Annotated in this window: 14 protein-coding genes; 3 read left to right on the forward strand and 11 right to left on the reverse strand. The window is 65.6% G+C overall.

All coding sequences use genetic code 11. The features are described 5' to 3' along the window. The first annotated feature begins 446 nt into the window (after window positions 1-446). The 3 genes from NGM99_RS14940 (at window position 447) to NGM99_RS14950 (ending at window position 3,216) form a co-directional block, all read left to right on the forward strand. Window positions 447-1,379, forward strand: a complete 933-nt coding sequence (locus tag NGM99_RS14940) for a LysR family transcriptional regulator (protein WP_252820792.1) — start codon at window positions 447-449, stop codon at window positions 1,377-1,379. Window positions 1,380-1,462: 83 nt separating this feature from the next. Further along, window positions 1,463-2,119 carry a DUF1007 family protein gene (locus tag NGM99_RS14945; protein WP_252820302.1) on the forward strand — a complete coding sequence of 219 codons (657 nt, stop codon included), beginning with the start codon at window positions 1,463-1,465 and terminating at the stop codon, window positions 2,117-2,119. 23 nt (window positions 2,120-2,142) lie between these two features. Further along, window positions 2,143-3,216: a nickel/cobalt transporter gene (locus NGM99_RS14950; RefSeq protein WP_252820304.1), complete on the forward strand. Its 1,074-nt coding sequence runs from the start codon at window positions 2,143-2,145 to the stop codon at window positions 3,214-3,216. 183 nt (window positions 3,217-3,399) lie between these two features. On the opposite strand, the gene NGM99_RS14955 is transcribed toward NGM99_RS14950, so the two are convergent. The 11 genes from NGM99_RS14955 to mbfA form a co-directional block, all read right to left on the reverse strand. Further along, a complete protein-coding gene (locus NGM99_RS14955; protein ID WP_252820306.1) occupies window positions 3,400-4,053 on the reverse strand; it encodes a hypothetical protein in 654 nt (217 codons plus the stop codon). Window positions 4,054-4,407: 354 nt separating this feature from the next. After that, complete coding sequence (gene leuA, locus NGM99_RS14960; RefSeq protein WP_252820794.1) at window positions 4,408-6,078, reverse strand: 2-isopropylmalate synthase; 1,671 nt, start codon at window positions 6,076-6,078, stop codon at window positions 4,408-4,410. Window positions 6,079-6,454: 376 nt separating this feature from the next. Continuing rightward, window positions 6,455-7,540 (reverse strand): AbrB family transcriptional regulator, encoded by a 1,086-nt coding sequence (locus tag NGM99_RS14965; RefSeq protein WP_252820308.1) that lies wholly within the window; start codon window positions 7,538-7,540, stop codon window positions 6,455-6,457. After that, complete coding sequence (locus NGM99_RS14970) at window positions 7,537-7,947, reverse strand: VOC family protein (protein WP_252820312.1); 411 nt, start codon at window positions 7,945-7,947, stop codon at window positions 7,537-7,539. Before NGM99_RS14970 ends, NGM99_RS14965 begins: the two co-directional genes overlap by 4 nt. Window positions 7,948-8,148: 201 nt before the next feature. Continuing rightward, window positions 8,149-10,164 (reverse strand): PhoX family protein, encoded by a 2,016-nt coding sequence (locus NGM99_RS14975; protein ID WP_252820319.1) that lies wholly within the window; start codon window positions 10,162-10,164, stop codon window positions 8,149-8,151. A 345-nt stretch (window positions 10,165-10,509) separates the two neighbouring features. Continuing rightward, window positions 10,510-11,391 (reverse strand): cation diffusion facilitator family transporter, encoded by an 882-nt coding sequence (locus NGM99_RS14980; RefSeq protein ID WP_252820796.1) that lies wholly within the window; start codon window positions 11,389-11,391, stop codon window positions 10,510-10,512. A 292-nt stretch (window positions 11,392-11,683) separates the two neighbouring features. Then, on the reverse strand, window positions 11,684-13,873 hold the full coding sequence (locus tag NGM99_RS14985) for an anthranilate synthase (protein WP_252820321.1): 2,190 nt from the start codon (window positions 13,871-13,873) through the stop codon (window positions 11,684-11,686). A 203-nt stretch (window positions 13,874-14,076) separates the two neighbouring features. Next, window positions 14,077-15,630, reverse strand: coding sequence for a DHA2 family efflux MFS transporter permease subunit (locus NGM99_RS14990; RefSeq protein ID WP_252820322.1), 1,554 nt, complete (start codon window positions 15,628-15,630; stop codon window positions 14,077-14,079). A 139-nt stretch (window positions 15,631-15,769) separates the two neighbouring features. Further along, complete coding sequence (locus NGM99_RS14995; protein ID WP_435371438.1) at window positions 15,770-17,065, reverse strand: HlyD family secretion protein; 1,296 nt, start codon at window positions 17,063-17,065, stop codon at window positions 15,770-15,772. Then, the gene (locus tag NGM99_RS15000; protein ID WP_353937426.1) at window positions 17,062-17,541 is read right to left on the reverse strand and encodes a MarR family winged helix-turn-helix transcriptional regulator; all 480 of its coding nucleotides are present in this window, start codon (window positions 17,539-17,541) and stop codon (window positions 17,062-17,064) included. The genes NGM99_RS14995 and NGM99_RS15000 overlap by 4 nt, the downstream gene beginning before the upstream one ends. An 85-nt stretch (window positions 17,542-17,626) precedes the next feature. Then, complete coding sequence (gene mbfA / locus NGM99_RS15005; protein WP_252820805.1) at window positions 17,627-18,610, reverse strand: iron exporter MbfA; 984 nt, start codon at window positions 18,608-18,610, stop codon at window positions 17,627-17,629. Window positions 18,611-18,614: the final 4 nt, after the last annotated feature.

An 18,614-nucleotide genomic window follows, 5' to 3' on the forward strand; every position in this document is an offset into this window, starting at 1 on the left:
GCACGTTCTTCCGCATCCTGCGCGGCGATGGACCGAGCCTCGAACGGCTCCTGTCCGCTTTGTCTGCCTTGGCTTGGAAGGGAAATCCCTGTCCGCACTTTCGGCAATGAAGGTGTGCCTCTTCAGTAACCCCGGTCTTTGGACAACCGGCAGACACCAGAAAGGCCCGCACCGTCGTTGCTTCAAGGTGTCCTCGTTTTTCGCGGTTGGCCGCGAGAACGACTGGATCGGTTAGCTCCAGGTACCTTGCCGATTTCCTCACCATTCGAGGAAGCGGCGGACACCCACAGGCACGTGCGACTTTGGGCAAGCGCGATATAGAGATTCGCACCCGCTTGATCAATCGGAAACAGGCCGTGTGCTTGAAAAAATCGATCGGGCAAGTGATGGTTCCCCCTGCTGTGGATTGACGGCCACAGCAAGGGTCGCAAGAGGGGTTCAAGCCGCTGGATACGCTGACACGGATGCGCGCTTTCATTGATGTGGTGGAGGCGGAAGGGTTCTCGGCCGCGGCCCGCAAACGCGGGCGTTCCAAAGCGCTTTTGTCGAAATATGTGCGCGAGCTGGAAGACGAGCTGGGCGCGCTGCTGCTCAACCGCACCACGCGGCAGTTCTCGCTGACCGAAGCCGGCCAGACCTATTTCACCCGCGCAAGCGAGATCCTGCGCGAGGTCGACAGTCTGGCGGATGCCGTGCGCGAAACCTCGGGCGATATCGGCGGGCGCATCAAGCTGTCGGCACCCCGATCATTTGCCGACGCCCCCATCGGGCGTTCGCTGGTGGATTTCGCCAAGGCGCACCCGAACATCGTGCTCGATATCAGGCTCGACGACCGGTTCGTGGACCTCGTGGAAGAAGGCTTCGACCTCGCCATCCGCATCACGCGGCTCGAAAGCTCGTCCTTGATCGCCAGGAAGCTCGCTTCCTTCTCGATCCATATCTGCGCGGCACCCGGCCTGATCGAACGCGTCGGCCGCCCGACCAGGCCGCAGGACCTGGCCGAGCTGCCCTGCATCGTCGACACCAATGCGCGCCATCTCGGCAACTGGCCCTTCCGCTCGGAAGGCGGCGAGCCGGTGAGCGTGTCGGTGAGCGGGCCGATCGAGGTGAACAGCCCCTTGGCGACCGCATGTGCCGCCGCTGAAGGGCTCGGCTTTGCTGCCCTGCCGGATTTCGTGGCAGCCCCCGAGATCGCGGCGAGACGGCTCGAAACCGTGCTGGGCGAATGGCTTTTGCCGGGGGCGGGCATCTATGCGGTCTATCCGCATCGCCGCCATCTGCCGGTGAAGGTGCGGGCGCTGGTGGATTTCCTCGCGCAATGGTTCAAGGAAAACGGGGCCGCGCACGGGTGCAAGCTCGGGGAAGGCGCGGGCGCCTAGGAATCGGTCCCAGTCCCAATTTCGCCCGCTTGTTCTGGTGTCTCACTCGCAGCACCGCCCGAATCGAGGCCTTCTTCCTGCTTATGCGCCGCCCTTCCACCCTCGCGCTTGCCGCCTCGCTGTTTGTCGGGCTCCTGCCTTTCCAAAAGGCCGAGGCGCATCCGCATGTGTTCGCCGAAGCGCGGCTCGAAGTGGTGGTGAATCCGGACCAGACGGTGAAGGCGCTGCGCCATGTCTGGCGCTTCGACGACGTGTTCTCTTCCACCGTCGTCATGGAGTTCGACAAGAACGGCGATCTGAAGCTCGACGACACGGAGATGGCGGAGGTCTCGAAGACGATCTTCGACTCGCTCGGCGAATACAAATATTTCCAGCTGGTGACGGTGGACGGCAAGGATGCCGCGATGAAACCGCCGCCGCAGCTCATCGCGCAATATCAGGACGAGCAGCTGATCGTGCTGTTCGAAAGCGAGCCGGCCCAGCCGCTCAGGCTCAAGGGCAAGGTCGATTTCGGCGTCTATGACCCGACCTTCTATACGGCCATCGACTTCACCGACGACAAGGAGCTGGTGGTCGACAACATGCCGTCCGCCTGCACGAAGTCGGTGATCCGGCCCGACCCGGATGAGGCCATCGCCCAAAACCAGGGCACGCTGACCGAAGCCTTCTTCAACGACCCGACCGGCACGGATATGAGCAAGATCTTCGCCACCAAGCTCGAACTGAACTGCCCGGCCTGAGCCATTCGAGAAGAGGGGTGCCCATGAAACCTCGTTGCGTCGCACTCGCCGGCCTGGCGCTTCTCGCTCTTGCCGCACAGGCGCATGCGCAGAGCTCGCTCGGCATCGGGGCGAATGAAGCCACGCTGCCCTCGACGGGCCTGTTCGCCGGCACGCTGAACACGATCAACCAGTGGCAGCAGCATTTCTACCGGGCGCTGACCGGTGCGTTGAAGACCATGCGCGACGGCGGGGGCGGGGCCTGGGTGCTCGTCGGCCTGTCCTTTCTCTACGGCATCTTCCATGCGGCGGGGCCGGGACACGGCAAGGCGGTGATCTCGTCCTATATGCTCGCCAACGAGGTGGCGCTGCGACGCGGTATCATGCTGTCCTTCGTGTCGGCCTTTTTGCAGGCGGTGAGTGCCATCGTCATGATGCTCGCGGTCTATCTCGTGCTGCGCGGGTCTTCCATCTCGATGACCGATGCGACCTATTTCCTGGAAGTGTCGAGCTATGTGCTGGTGACCCTGTTCGGCGCGTGGCTGCTTTGGCAGAAGCTCGCTCCACGGCTCGCGCGGTTCTCGGCACGTGCTCCGGCCCACAGCCTGTCGGCTGCTGCCGTTTCCCATGCTCATTCCGACGACTGCGGCTGCCTGCCCGTTTCGCGCCTGCGCTATGCGCCGCGTGGGAGCAAGCCCGAGCCGGTTCACAGTTTCCAGGCGAGTTCTGCCGAGGCGGACGTCTGCGCCACCTGCGGGCACGCGCATATGCCCGACCCGGCACTGTTGGCCGGCGACCGGTTCGACTGGCGCACGGCATGGTCGGCGGTGCTGGCCGTGGGCCTGCGCCCCTGCACGGGTGCCCTGATCGTGTTGTCCTTCGCGCTGTTGCACGGGCTCTGGCTCGGCGGTCTGGTTTCCGTGCTCGCCATGTCGTTCGGGACGGCCATCACCGTTTCGGCTCTGGCGACGCTTGCCGTGGTTGCCAAGAACTGGGCCGTGGCCTTCGCGGGCAACGGCCGCACGGGCAACACCATCCATGCGGCCATCGAGATCGGCGGGGCCGCGCTGGTGTTGCTGCTGGGGCTGACGCTTCTGTCGGCGAGCCTTGCCGCTTAGAGCGGTTTCCGACCATCTTGCACTGCGTCATCGCCCTTCGGGCGCCCGCTGCGCGTCGGCCCGCTTTCGGCCCGGCGCAGTGTTGCTCGTCGGTTACGATGCAACGGCATCGCGCCCTCCTCGCGCCTCGCGCCGAACCGAAATCGTCGCCGTGCCGACAATGCAAGATGGCCGGAAACCGCTCTAATTCCCCAAATTCATGCTGTCGAGATAGGCCTGCACGCGGTCCCAGAAGACGAGGGCGGCAATCGCGAGGCCTGCCAGAGCGCCGCTGACGATCAGAAGCAGGCCGGAAAAGAACTTCTGGGCAGGCGAGGACGGAACGGGCTCGGCGGCGAGGGCTGCCGGGGTGGGAGCAGCAGGCTCCTGTGTTTGAAAGGGTTCGGCCACGGTCTGCCGCGTTTCCGTGACCGTCGGCTCGGCTCGGGCCACGACCGGTCCGTCCAGTGCGCGCTCGCGCTCGACGATGCGCTCGGCGATGTAGCGGGTGACGGTTTCGACGATCGTGGGGATGGCGGCCGATTCCGCCAGCACCACACGACCGGCGCGCGTGTCGCGCTGGAAGAGGTAGGTGCGGCGGTCACGCCCCAGCGCCACATGGGCGACGTGGTCGATCCAGAGGCGTGGCTGGAGGCCTGACGACACGGCGAAGTCGAAGATGTCCATCTCGGGCGGGATGTCGGCGATGATGGGTTCGAGTTCGGCCAAGAGCAGTTCGAGGCGGGTACGCGAGGCTTCGCGCAGTTCCACCACCACATCGTCACGATCCGCCGCCCGCGTCCTGATCTCGCGCACGGCCTCGCGCAAAGGCGAGACGGGCTTGTCGCCGCTGGTCATCGAACACTCTCCCCGCTGCCACACCCAGACAGCATGTTTAGCGGGAACGTGCGAGTACGGCAAAAGGTTGGCGGTGGGGTGAATTCTTGGGGAAGCCGGCCTTTGCCAGGGCTCATCGCGAAGCACCGAGCGGCGGAGGCGTCACCCCCACCCCTTACCCCTCCCCACAGGTGGGAGGGGGACGTCTTCGTTGCGCCCAGCCCTTCAAGCTTGGCGCCTGGCTTCCCGTACAAGTGAGGCGGGGGTGACGTCTCGATCCCAACAACCCCCTGCCTGCCTTTCGCATGGCTCAAGGCGTTCGAAGCTCGAAAAGTCATCTCCATGGCTTTTCGCCGGCCTGATGGCCGTCGCGTCTCACCCTTTGGCCAGCACCCGGTTCGCCGCCGACACCACCGCTTCGAGCGAGGCCGCGACGATGTTCGTGTTGACGCCCACGCCCCAGACGCGGCCAAGGGCTGTGTCCATCGCCATGTAGCAGACGGCGGAAGCATTCGAGCCGACCTGCAGCGAGTGCTCCGAATAGTCGTGCACGGAAAGCTCCAGGCCGGTATGGCGCGAGAGGGCGTCCACGAAGCCGTCGACCGGGCCGTTGCCGGTGCCGGTGATGGTCAGTTCCTTATCCCCGTCGCGGATCACCGCTTCGAGAATGCGCTGGCCGCGCTTTTCGTGGTCGGGCAGCGTGGTGTGCTCGACAAGCTTCAGCCGGGCCTCGGGCTGGTCCACGTAAGTCTCGCTGAAGCGCTCATAGATGCGCTTGGCGGAGACTTCCTTGCCTTCGGCGTCGGTGATCGCCTGGATGTCCTGGCTGAACTCGACCTGAAGCCCGCGCGGCAGGTGTAGGCCGTAATCGGCCTGGAGCACATAGGCGATGCCACCTTTGCCCGACTGCGAGTTGATGCGGATGATGGCCTCGTAGGAACGGCCGACATCCTGTGGGTCGATCGGCAGATAGGGCACTTCCCAGATCGGCGAGTTGGCCTGCGCCTTGGCCTTCATGCCCTTGTTGATCGCGTCCTGATGCGAGCCGGAAAAGGCCGTATAGACCAGTTCGCCGACATAGGGGTGGCGCTCTGGGATGCGCAGCTGGTTGGAATATTCATAGACGTCGCGCAGGCGCGTGATGTCGGAGCAATCCAAGGCCGGGTCCACACCCTGCGTCAGCATGTTGAGAGCGAGCGTCACCACATCGACATTGCCGGTGCGCTCGCCATTGCCGAACAAGGTGCCTTCCACGCGATCCGCGCCCGCCAGAAGGCCGAGTTCGGTCGCGGCGATGCCGGTGCCACGGTCGTTGTGCGGGTGGAGCGAGACGATGATGGCGTCGCGGTTGTCCAAATTGCGGCACATCCACTCGATCTGGTCGGCATAGATGTTGGGCGTGGACATCTCGACCGTCGAGGGCAGGTTGAGGATGAGCTTGTTCTCAGGTGTCGGGCGGACGATCTCCGTCACCGCGTTGCAGATCTCGAGCGCGACTTCGAGCTCGGTGCCGGTGAAGCTTTCCGGCGAATATTCGAAGCGGTAGTCGCCGCCCGCTTTCGCCGCCATGTCGGTGATCATCTTGGCCGCATCGGTCGCGATCCGCTTGATGCCGGCCACGTCCTTCTGGAACACCACGCGGCGCTGCAATTCGCTGGTGGAGTTGTAGAAGTGGACGATCGGGTGCCTGGCCCCTTCCAGCGCCTCGAAGGTGCGCGAAATCAGTTCGGGGCGGCACTGGACGAGCACCTGGAGCGAGACGGCATCGGGCACATTGCCTTGCTCGATGCACCAGCGGGCGAAGTCGAAATCGGTCTGCGAGGCGGAGGGAAAGCCGATCTCGATCTCGGGGAAGCCCATTTCGAGCAGGAGCGCGAACATGCGGCTCTTGCGCTCGTGCCCCATCGGATCGACCAGCGCCTGATTGCCGTCGCGCAGATCGACCGAGCACCAGACCGGCGCCTTTTCAATGCGCCTGTCGGGCCATGTGCGGTCGGGGAGCGCGATATGCGGGTAGGCCTGATATTTCGCGGCGGCGTTCGCCATGCCCTTGATCGGACTGCTGCCAGCGATGCCCGGTTTGGACTGGATGTTCATGGTATGCTCCTGAGCATTCCGGGGTCTCATGGCCTCACGGGAATGCCGTTCTCTGTCTCTTGTGCTCGTTCAACCAGCATTCGCCGGCGGGTTTGATCCGAGGAGCGGAGCCGCGTTCAGACGAGAACACATGCGGCCCAATCCGACCGCCGGGTGCCCCTTAACGAGCCCGACGGTCGCCGGTAAGGCCGAGAAGAAGAAGCGTCGAACGAAGCGCGCGCAGCGTCTCGCCGGCGAAGCCGGTCGGACGGTGCTCGATGTTGCGGGCGCGGGGTCGCATGACTGGCTCTCTACAGGAGGGCATAAGGCGCCGCAAGCCCGCCGCTCACTCCTTCACGGTTCGCGACACGAGCCGTGCCAGAGGCGGGCCGACGAGCAGCACTAAGAGGAAGCGCGCCATCTGAAGCGCCATCACGAATGAGAGGTCCACCTTGCCGGAGGCGGCCGCGATGATCGCCACCGAATCCATGCCGCCGGGGCTCGTCGCGAGATAGGCGGTGAGCGGGTCGAGGCCGAGAAGCTTGGTGAGCAGGAAGGCGATGCCGCCGCAGAAGATCATCAGTGCGAGGATCGAGCCCACCACCTGCGGCAGGGCGCGTGCCGCGTGGAAAAGGACGGGCCGCGTGAAATTGAGGCCGATCGTCCAGCCGATCATCGCATAGCTCAGGCCGAGCAGCCAGCGCGGCAGCTGGAAGGAGAGATCGAGCCCCAGATGCAGGGCGATGCCGACGATCATGCTGCCCAGAAAGAAGGGCGTCGGCAGGCACAAGGCGCGGCCCAGCAACCCGCCGGCCAGCGCCACGCCGAGGGTCGCCGCGAAAGCCTGCGGTTCGATCGGGGGAAACCACGGTGCGGGCGGCGGGCCTGCGACCGTGCTCGTGTCCACCCAGAGACCGGCCACAAGGGCTGCTGCGCCCGACACCATGATCACGCGCAGATATTGCATGAAGGCGACGAGCCGCGCATCCGCGCCGAAGGCGTCGGCCATCAGAACCATGGCGCTCGCGGCACCGGGTGCCGAGCCCCAGACGCCGGTGGTGCCGGGCAAAGCGGTCCAGCGGCTGATGCCGTAGCCGAGAATGCTGGAGGCAAGAAGCGTCGCCACCACCGCGCCGCCGATCAGCGGCCAGTCTTCCAGAATGAACTGGACGATGCGCCATTCGATGGAAGAGGCGATCAAGACGCCGACCACCGCCTGGCCCGCCCAGAAGAGCGGCCGTTTGGGGCGGACCGTGGCGCCGTTCACGCCTGACACGATGGCCGCGAGCATCGGTCCGAGCAGAAGGGCTGCCGGCAGTCCGGCCCAGTCGATGAGAAAGGCGAAGAGCGCCGAAAGGGCAAGCAGAAAGGCCCATTGTGCGATGCGCGGCAACTGGCCGAGGCGTTCGGGGGGCGGTGCGGTATGCTTCAAGGCGTCGTCAAAACCACGGAAGGGGCGGAGCGCGTATGGACCCCGTGCCAGACGGCCTCGATATTGTTGCCGTCGGGGTCGAGCACGAAGGCGGCGTAATAGCCGGGGTGATAGGATCGCTCGCCGGGCGCGCCGTTGTCCGTGCCGCCGGCAGTCAGGGCCGCTTGGTGGAAACGCCCCACCGTTTCGCGGTCGCGTGCCTGAAAGGCCAGATGAACGCGGCTCGGACCCTGCGCATCCATCGCGTCGATCCAGAGCTCGTCGGCGGCGAAGTGTGTCGGGCTTTCGTGGATGGCATCGGCGCGGCCGATCGCAGAAAGCACGGCGCGATAGAAGCGTTTCGATTTCTCGAGATCGGCCACGCGCAGATGCAGATGGTCGATCAGGCGGCCCTGATGGAATTCCATTGCCCGACTCCGTTGCGTGGGTCAGTAGGCCCGTGAGGGGAAGGGGGCAAGGGGAAAGAGGAGGTGCGGCTCCCGGCCCTTCGCATGGCTCAGGGCGTTCGACACTCGAAGAGCCATCTCCATGGCTCTTCGTCGGCCTCTGGCCGACCGCGTCTCACCCCCCTTGAGGGGAGGGTGACCTCACGCGCTATTGTTGGACGATCAGGCGATCCTGCCGCCGCCCTGTTTGGTGATGGCCACGACCGCCGGACGGACCGGCATGTCGGGCTTGAAGTCGGGCCAGCGGGTGGAAAGGTCCTCGTAGTAGGACAGGCGGCCGAAGCCTTCCCAGTCCTCACCGCCATCGCCCGGATGCTGCACGGCGACGAAGGCCGTTTCTTCATCCGGCGTGAACTGTGGGCCGCACATTTCCGCACCCACCGGCACGCGGAAGAAGAGCTTGGAGGTGGCGCGTGCGTCGCCTTCCGTGTCGACCGCCCAAAGGCCGTCCGTGCGGCCCGTGCCCTTGGGGCTGTTGCCGTCGGTTGAAACCCAGAGGCGGCCTGCGGCGTCCACCGCGCAGTTGTCGGGCATGCCGAACCAGCCATTCGCGGTGGTGGCGGTCGAGAACGACGCGCCGACTTCGGCCACGCTCGGGTCGCCGCATTTGAGCAGCACTTCCCACTTGGCCGTGGTGGCCGCGAAGTCGCCACCGTCCTCGGCGATCTCGATGATGTGGCCGAAGGCGTTTTCCGCGCGCGGGTTGGCGGCGTCGATCTGGCTGTCCTTGCGCTTGGTGTTGTTGGTCAGCATGACATAGACCTTGCCGTTCATGCCGTTGGGCTGCACGTCCTCGGGGCGGTCCATCTTGGTGGCGCCGAGCAGGTCGCCCGCGCGGCGCGCTTCGATCACCACATCGGCCTGGGAGTTGAATCCGTTTTCAGGCGTGAGCGGGCCGGTGCCGTGCGTGAGCGGCAGCCACGCAACCGTGCCGTCCTCGCCGAACTTCGCCACATGGAGCGTGCCGTGGTCGAGCAGGTCCATGTTGGCGGCGCGGTCCTGCGCGTTGAATTTTCCCTCGGTCACGAATTTGTAGACATAGTCGAAGCGCTCGTCGTCGCCGAGATAGAAGACCACGCGGCCATCCTTGTTGACGATCGATTCCGCGCCCTCGTGCTTGAAGCGGCCGAGTGCCGTGCGCTTCTTCGGCACGGAATTGGGGTCCATCACGTCCACTTCGACGACCCAGCCGAAGCGGTTCGGCTCGTTGGGCTCCACCGACACGTCGAAGCGGTCGTGGAACTCGTTCCAGGCATAGGTGCCCTCGGGAAGCCCCAGGCGCTTGTAGTTCGCGGCCTCGGGGTGGTCAGCCGGCAATTCGCCGCCGAAATAGCCGTGAATGTTTTCTTCCGACATGATGTAGGTGCCCCAGGGCGTGACGCCGCCGGCGCAGTTGTTGATCGTGCCGAACACCTTCGTGCCGGTGGCGTCGGCATGGGTCTTGAGGCGGTCATGGCCTGCGGCGGGGCCGGAAATCCGCATTTCCGTGTTGGCCGTGATGCGGCGGTTGAGCTTGCCTTCGCGGTTCGCGCGCCACTTGCCGTTTTCACGCACGATCTCGACGATCGTGCCGCCATGGGCCGCCATCTCGATGTCGACGCGGTGTCTGTCCGCCGGCTTGATCTCGAGCTCGGCGACGGTCTCGGACGGGTCTTTCTTGTCGGCCTTCTGCACCACCTGGACGATGCCGGGGAACATCAGGTGCTCGTTGGTGTATTCGTGGTTCACCACGAGCAGGCCGCGGTTCTGAGCGCCGTCGAGCGGGATGAAGCCGACATAATCGTTGTTGTAGCCGAACTGGCGGGCCTGCGCTTCCGGTGTCTGGTTCAACGGATCGAAGTCGGGCGCGTCGGGAAAGAGCGGGTCGCCCCAACGCAGCAGCACATCGGCGTCGTAGCCCTTGGCGACATGGTGATGCTCATCGACGCCGGCCTCGACCTCGTCGAAACTGAAGGCCGAGCCGTACGCTGCCTTGGCCTCGTCGGCCGCAACGAGCGCCAGCGGGGACACGGTCGCGGTGATGGCCGAAACGGCGAGCGCGCCGCGCAGGAAGCCGCGGCGCGAGAAACGGGCCGAGATGATCTCGCCCATGGTCGGATTGGCGGAGGGGTTATGACCGGGACCATCGGCCTCTTCGAGCAGGCTCGTGCGGAAGGGTTTGTGGTTCTCTGCGGTCATGGTCGTCCTCTTCGCGGGCTGCCTGGGGCGGTGGCTTGCGGGGTGGGGACTAGGACAGGGGGATGACAGGGGGATGACGGTTTCGGGCGATGAGGCCGCCTGAATGGTTGGCGGTGGGGAATGTGGCGTCGTGCGATCAGAGGTTCGCGATGTGGCCACGTCACCCCCACCCCGTACCCCTCCCAACAGGTGGGAGGGGAGACGTCATCGTTTCACTCACACTTGGAGCTCGATACCTGGCTTGAAAGAAAAGGCGCGACGGGCATGTCCTCCCCTCCTCCTTGTGGGGAGGGGTAAGGGGTGGGGGTGAGGTCTCCGCCCGCACCACCCCACCGAACCATCGCCTCAAGCGAACGGCACGGCGGTTGCGCCCGGCGGCAGCTTGGCTTCCTGGTCGGGCTCGACATGGATGACCACACGCACGCTCGGGATATCGGCCTTGAGGGCCTCCTCGATACGGTCGCAGATGGCATGGGCGTCGCCGACGCTCATCGCCTGATCGACCACCAGATGAAACTCGATAAAGGTCGCGCGGCCCGCGACGCGGGTCTTGAGATCGTGGATCTCGAGCGCGCCCTGGGCATGGGTCGAGATGATCGTGCGGATGCGATAGGTTTCCGCCATATCCACACCGGTATCCATCAGGCCTTGGACTGAGCTGTTCACCAGCTTCCAGCCCTGCCAGAGGATGTTGATGCCGACCAGAAGCGCCAGAAGCGGGTCGAGGATCGGGATGCCGCTCATGACCGCCGCGACGAGGCCGACGATCACGCCGATGCTGGTCACCACATCGGTCATGATGTGATGGCCGTCGGCGACGAGTGCCGGCGAGCGGTGCTTGTTGCCGCCGCGGATCAGGAGAAGCGCCCAGACGGCATTGACGGCGGCCGCCACGCCGTTGATCGCCAAACCCTCCCAAGGGGCGTCGATGGGGGCCGGGGCGCGTAAACCCACAAAGGCTTCCCGCGCGATCAGAAGGGCCGCCACGATGATCAGCACGCCTTCGAGCACGGCCGAGAAATATTCCGCCTTGTGGTGGCCGAAGGGGTGTTCGTCATCGGCCGGGCGGTGGGAAACGGTGATGGCATAAAGCGCGACGGTCGCCGCGATCACGTTGACGATGGATTCGAGCGCGTCCGAAAACAGCGCCACTGAGCCGGTGACGCGCCAGGCGAGGAACTTCAGCGCCATCACGCCGAGCGAGACGACGATCGACGCGAACGCCATGCGCGCGACGAAGCGCTTGCCGTCGGTTTCGGGAGCGGCACCGGTCACTGTGTGCGAGTCGGCCTGGATCATGGGGCAGCTATGGCCGAGCGGTCCGGCTCTGTCGAGATGGTGCCGATGCCCGACGCATGCCGCCGCGTCGACGCAAGGGCGTGATCGACGGCATGATCGAGGGGCCGCGCGCGGTCGGCGTCCGGGTGATGGCCGGCGCGCCCGGGCGCTGAAGCAGGAGGCCGCCCCAGTACCCTGAGCCGGCTTACCTCAGGCGGAAATCAGAATGCGGCGGCGGCGCTCAGGCCGCCTTTTCCCTTTTCCGCTTGGGCAGGTGCGCCACGACGTTCTCGATCATGCGCATGCCGGCATCCGAGCCGAGCGACATGATCGATTCCGGGTGGAACTGAACGGCCGCGACCGGCTCCTTGCGGTGCTCGAAGGCCATGATCACGCCGTCCTCGGTTTCGGCCGTCACCGTGAAGTCGTCGGGCAGGCGCACGGGATCGGCGAAGATCGAGTGGTAACGGCCGACCGTCACTTCCTTCGGCAACCCCGAGAAGATCACGCCCGGCTTCGACACGTTGATGCGCGAGGGTTTGCCGTGGACCGGCACATGCAGTTGCCGCAAGGTGCCGCCGTAAGCCTCGGTCAGCGCTTGCAGCCCCAGGCACACGCCGAAAATCGGCAGATCGCGGCTGCGCGCCTTCTTGATGGTTGCCGCGCAGTCGAAATCCTTGGGCAGGCCGGGGCCGGGGGAAAGCACCACGAGGTCGGGCTTGAGGCGCTCGAAGAGTTCCTCGGGCACCGGCGCGCGCACGGTGGAGACATTGGCTCCCGTCTGGCGGAAATAGTTCGCGAGCGTGTGGACGAATGAGTCCTCGTGATCGACGAGGAGGATGTTGACGCCTTCGCCGACGCGCGAGGGCACGCGCTCGGGCGCGGGCGCATTGCCCGCGCGGGCTTCGCGAATGGCGGCGAGCATGGCCGATGCCTTGAGTTCGGTTTCAGCTTCCTCCTCCTCGGGGATCGAATCGAAGAGCAGCGTCGCGCCCGCGCGGACCTCGGCGATGCCGTCCTTCAGCCGGATTGTGCGCAAGGTGAGGCCGGTGTTGAGGTCGCCGTTGAAATGCACCATGCCGACCGCCCCGCCATACCAGGCGCGCGGGCTCTTCTCGTGCTCCTCGATGAAGCGCATGGCCCAGAGCTTGGGCGCGCCGGTGACGGTGACGGCCCAGGCGTGGGAAAGGAACGCGTCGAAGGCGTCCATCTCGGGGCGCAAACGGCCCTCGATATGGTCCACGGTGTGGATCAGCCGCGAATACATCTCGATCTGGCGGCGGCCGATCACGCGCACCGAACCCGGCTCGCAGACGCGGCTCTTGTCGTTGCGGTCCACATCCGAGCACATGGTCAGCTCGGACTCGTCCTTCTTGGAGTTGAGCAGTTTGATGATCTGCTCGGAGTCCGCGATCGCGTCCTCGCCGCGCTTGATGGTGCCCGAGATCGGGCAGGTCTCGACGCGGCGGCCCTGCACGCGCACGAACATCTCGGGCGAGGCGCCGATCAGGAACTCGTTCTCGCCGAGATTGATGAAAAAGGAATAGGGCGAGGGGTTGATGCTCTTGAGCCGCCGCGAAATGGCGGAAGGCCGCGAGGCGCAGGTCTCGTAGAAGGTCTGGCCCGGAACCACCTCGAACAGATCGCCGCGATGAAAACTCGGCATGGCCTTGCGCACGAGCGCCGCATATTCGCCGGGCTCATGGTCGCCGCGACCGGGAATGCGGTCGGTGGTCTGGAAGGGCGCCTCGGTTTCCTCGCGGGCGATGCCGTCGGTCGCGAAATCCTCGCCCGAAAACTCATAGGCGTCGATCCAGGCCTTGGCCGAGTAGTGATCGACCACGAGGATTTCGTCGGGCAGGTAGAGCACGAGATCGCGCTGGGTCTGGGGCCGCGCGAGCGTGTGGGTGATGGGATCGAACTGGAAGGCGAGATCGTAGCCGAAGGCGCCGAACAGGCCGAGATTGGGGTCCTCGGAGGAGCGGAACAAGGCGACGATGGCGCGGAGCACGGAGAAGACGGAGGGCGCGCGGGAGCGTTCCTCTTCGGTCAGGATCGCGGGCGGCGTGGCAACGCGCAAATGGAGCAGCGTGCCGGTTTCCTCCTCGACGCTCACCTCACTGAGCGCCTTCACCGCGCGGGCGAAGGCCGGCATCAGCGCCTCTCCGCGCTTGTTCAGCGCTTCGATGCGCACCGAACGGTCGCGCGAGGACACCATCAAGGGCGGATCGACGATGGCCGTGTCCCAGCGCGTGTAGCGGCCCGGATATTCGTAGTTCGAGGAAAAGACCGCGCCGCGCCGCGTGTCGAGCGCGTCGATGAAGCCATCGATGGCGCCCTGATAGGGCACGGCCCGGCGGCGGCGGGCGACCTCGATCCCGCCTTCGGTCGTGTAGCGCTCGGTCCCGTCCGCCGAAACTTCTGCTGTCATTGAACCCGTTCCCTGATCTTTGTTCGGGCGACGGTCAAAGAAAAAGGCCGCCCGGAGAATTCCGTTGCGGCCACTTGGAGTGTCTTGCACGCATGCGCAAGGGAGCGGCCGCTAGTTCGGCTGCCACCACCAGTTCGCGTTTGCGTGCTTGACGATCATGGGAGGAGTGTTAGCGGGGAACCGCGCCGCACGCAATGGCTCATTCAATCCATGTGCACCGCAGGAGCCCCCGCGCCACCTGCAGCCTGCGGCTTGCGCAGGAAGAGGGCGAGCGGCATGGCGGCGAGCGTCACCAGCATCATCAGCTTGAAGTCGTCCACGTAAGACACCATCAGCGCCTGCGCGTTCACCAGACTGTCCACCTGCGACAGTGCGGTCGGATCGCCCCGCGCGGCGAGCGGCGAGATGGCCCAGAGATTCGGGTTGAAGGGCGTGACGGCCGTGCTGAGCTCGGCATGGTTGATCTGCGTGTTGCGCGTCAGGATCACCGTCACGACCGAGATACCGATCGAGGAGCCGAGGTTTCGCACGAGGCTGAACAGGCTCGTCGCGTCGGTTCGGAAGCGCGGCGGGAGCGTGGCGAAGGCGACCGTGGAAAGCGGCACGAAGACGAGGCCCAGGCCCAATCCCTGCACGACACCCGAGACGATGATGATGTGATCGTCCATCTGCGGCGTGAAGCCGGTCATCCAGTAGAGCGAAAGCGCGGTCAGCGAGAGCCCGGCGGTGACCAACAGACGCGCGTCGATCAGCTTCACCAGTTTGCCCACCAGAAGCATCGAGATCATGGTGCCCACGCCGCGCGGGGCCATCACGAGGCCGGTCAGCGTGGTGGAATGGTTGAACAGGCGCGACAGCATCGGCGGCAAGAGTGCCAAGCTCGCGAGCAGGATCACGCCGACCACGAAGATGAAGATCAGACCGGTCACGAAATTGCGGTCGCGGAAGATGGTCGGATCGATAAACGGGTTCTTGGCGGTGGCCAGATGAATGGTGAACACCCAGAAGCCGGTGAGCGACAGGCCGAGCTCGATCCAGATTTCGGCCGCCGAGAACCAGTCCACCTCGCCGCCGCGGTCGAGCATCAGCTGCAGCGCGCCCACGCCCAGCGAGAGCATGGCGAAGCCGAAGAAATCGAAGCCGCGCAGGCGCGTCGCAATGCGGGGGAGATAGGCAGCGGAGCCCAGAAACGCGATGATGCCGACCGGCAGGTTGACGAAGAACACATAGCGCCAGTTGAGCGTCTCGGTCAGCCAGCCGCCGAGCGTCGGGCCGATGATCGGGCCGACCATGATGCCGGCACCCCAGAGCGCCATGGCCGAGCCGTGGTTTTCCTTAGGATTGATGTCGAGCAGAAAGGTCTGGCTGAGCGGCACGATGGCGGCACCGAACAGGCCCTGCAGCACGCGGAACAGCACCATGGTTTCGAGGCTCCAAGCGAGCCCGCACATCATGGAGGTGATCGTGAAGCCGGCAATGGAGGTCAAGAACAGCTCGCGGCGGCCGAAGCGGTCGGACAGCCAGCCGGTGAGCGGCGTCATGATGGCGGCGGCGACGATATAGGAGGTCAGGACCCAGTTGATCGTGTCCTGGCTGGCGTTGAGATCGCCCACCATGTCCGGCAAAGCCACGTTCGCGATCGTGGTGTCGAGCACCTGCATGATGGTGCCGAGCATGATCGAAACGGTGATCAGGCCGCGATGGGGAAACCCGCCGGCAGCGGCGGCAGGTGCCTGCATGGTGGTGGTGGCGCTCATTGGCGGAACAGCTCCTCGGACGCGGGCTTTCCGCGCCACAGGCCGCAAGCGCGCATCGGCAACGCGGGCGGCGACAAACTTCCGGCCTCGAAGAAAAGGAGACCCACCCGGCCGAGGTCAAGCCGGGTGAGCCTTAAGGTCAGTTCGCCTTGTTCAGGTCGGCCGCCCAGGCGGTGGACCAGCCGGGCGCCCATTCCGCGATCCAGTGCGGAATGCCCCGCGCCATGCCCGTATCGACGGACACGTCCGCGCTCATGCCGGTGCGCAGCAGAAGCTTGGCGTCGTTCTCTTCGAGCTTGAGCCGCACCGGGATGCGCTGGGTGACCTTCACCCAGTTGCCGGTGGCGTTCTGGGCGGGCAGGAGCGAGAACTCCGCACCCGTGCCGGCGCCGATCGCGTCGACCTTGGCGTGAAGCGGCTGGCCGGGGAAGGTGTCGAGCTCGACTTCCGCTTCCTGGCCGACCGTCATATGGGTCAGCTGCGTTTCCTTGAAGTTCGCATCGATCCAGGTGTCGCCGGTCTCGACCAGCGAGAAGAGGCCGGTGCCGATCGCCACGAACTGGCCGGCCTTGACGGACGCCGCCTGCGAGATGATGCCGTCGGTCGGCGCACGCACGGTGGTCTGGTCGAGATCGTAGGCGGCCTTGTCGCGGGCGGCGAGAGCCGCGAGCACGCTTGGATGGGTGTCGGTTTCGATATCCGGATCGCCGCCGAGCGCCGCCTTCGCACCCGCCACGGCCTGGGCTGCCGCACGGCTCGCGTCACGCGCCTTGTCGAGATCGCGCTGGGCGGTGTCGAGCGAGGAGCGGGCCGCGATGCCGCGCGTGTTCAGCGCCGACTGCCGGCCGAGTTCGGTCTTGAGGTAGGACACCTCATTGTTCGCCGACTGTTCCTGCGCCACCGCCTGGCCATAGGCCGAGCGCAGCTGCTCGACCTGAAGGCGCGCGCCGGCGAGCGAAGCTTCAGCCTGTTGAAGCGCGATGCGGTAGGGCGCGGGATCGACCGTGAAGAGCACGTCGCCGCCCTTGACCGTCTGATTGTCGGCGAAATTGACGTTCTGGATGCGACCAGACACCTGGCTCGCCACGATCACGCGCGGCTGGCGGATATTGGCGTTCTCGGTTTCCTGGATGCGCCCGCCGGTGACATAGACGTAGGAGCCGCCGGCCACCAGCGCGAGCGGCAGGGCCGCCATCAGGAAATAGCGGGTGTCCCGGCGCTTAGGCTTGCCCGGTGCCGGCTGCGGCTCGGGCGCCATGGCGGGCGCGGGCGCGGCAACCGGTGCCGAAGCGGGAAGGGCGGCCGGGGCTGTCGGCTCGCGCTTGGCTTCCGCCTCGCGGTTCACCTCGCCCAGCGCCTCGCGCGCGGGCTCGTCGTTGAGCGCCTCGGGGAGCTTTGCCGGCTCAGCCTTGTCGAATTTCGTGATCGCGTTCATGCCGTCACCTTTGCGTCCGCCTGGCAGGCCAGTGCCGCGCCATCGGACAGATTCTCTGACATCACCTGAAGCCCATGGATCAGGGCCTTGCGCTCGTCGGGGGAGAGACCTTTGAGCGCTTCCTCATAAACATCGCCCGCCACGCTTCGGACCTCGTGGAGCACCGCGCGGCTCTTGTCGGTCGGATAAACGCTGCGCACGCGGCGATCGGTGGGATCGGGGCGGCGCTCGACCCAGCCGCCATCTTCCATGCGGTCGAGCAGGCGGGACACGCTGATCGGCTCGATTTCGAGCAGGTCGGCTAGCCGCGCCTGCGGCATGCCTTCGCTTTTCGCGACCAGAATCAGCGCGCGGCCTTGCGTCGCCGACAGGCTGCCATCGCTGATCCGCCGCTCGAAAGAGCGGCGCAGCAGGCGGGCCACATCGTGGACCAGCGGGCCTAAGCGTTCATAACCGGGCGATTCCATAAGCCACATATAATATATGCATGCTTACTATCAAGCGGTGATGGGCCCGGGTTCATCACATCATGCTGAATTGGCTAACGCTTCGTGATGCGGCTCAGCCACTGCCGATCAGGATGCCGGCCGCGAGCACGAGGCCGCCGCCGAGCAAAACCTGAACCGCCGCGCGAAAGAACGGGGTTTCCATATAGCGGTTCTGGATCCAGACGATGGCCCACAGTTCGGCGAAGACCACCACGAGCGCAAGCGCGGTCGCCGTCCAGAAGGATGGAATCAGATAGGGCAGGGCGTGGCCCAGGCCGCCGATCGCGGTCATCACGCCGGACGCCAGCCCCCGCTTGAGCGGCGAACCACGGCCCGAAATCTTTCCGTCGTCATGGGCGGCTTCGGTGAAACCCATGGATATGCCGGCGCCGACCGACGCCGAAAGCCCGATCAGAAATGTGGTCCACGGATCGCGTGTGGCAAAGGCGGTCGCGAAGATCGGGGCGAGCGTGGAAACCGAGCCGTCCATGAGCCCCGCGAGACCCGGCTGAACCCAGGTGAGAATGAACTGCCGGCGCTCGGCCAGATCCTCTTCCGAGCGGGTGTCGAGGGGCAGGTTTTCCTGTTCCAGTCTTTCGGCGGAGCGCATATGGCCGCTTTCGGCCGCAGCCAGGTCGCCCAGCAACTGGCGCGTCGCGGCATCCCCCGTTCGTCCTGCCGCGGCGAAGTAGAAGTCGCGCGCCTCCTTTTCCATGTTCGCGGCCTCGGCGCGGGTGCGCTCGAGACCGAGCGTCTCGACCAGCCAGACGGGGCGACGCGGGTAGAAATCGGCGACATGCTCGCGCCGGACCGGCAGGATCACCTCGCCGAAGCGGCGGCGGTAGGCCTCGATCAGCCGACGGCGGTGCTCGTCCTCTTCCGCCGCCATGCCGTCGAACACGGCGGCGGATGCCGGATAGGTACTCCGCAGGCGCTCGGCATAGGTTGCGTAGATGCGGCCGTCCTCTTCCTCGGAGGAAATCGCCAAAGCGAGGATTTCCTGATCGGTCAGGCTGGCGAAAGGGCGTCTTCCGTCGAAGCGGAACCGGCTGAACATCATG

The organism is Mesorhizobium liriopis (genome assembly GCF_024053505.1).
Classification (GTDB): Bacteria; Pseudomonadota; Alphaproteobacteria; order Rhizobiales; family Rhizobiaceae; genus Mesorhizobium_B; species Mesorhizobium_B liriopis.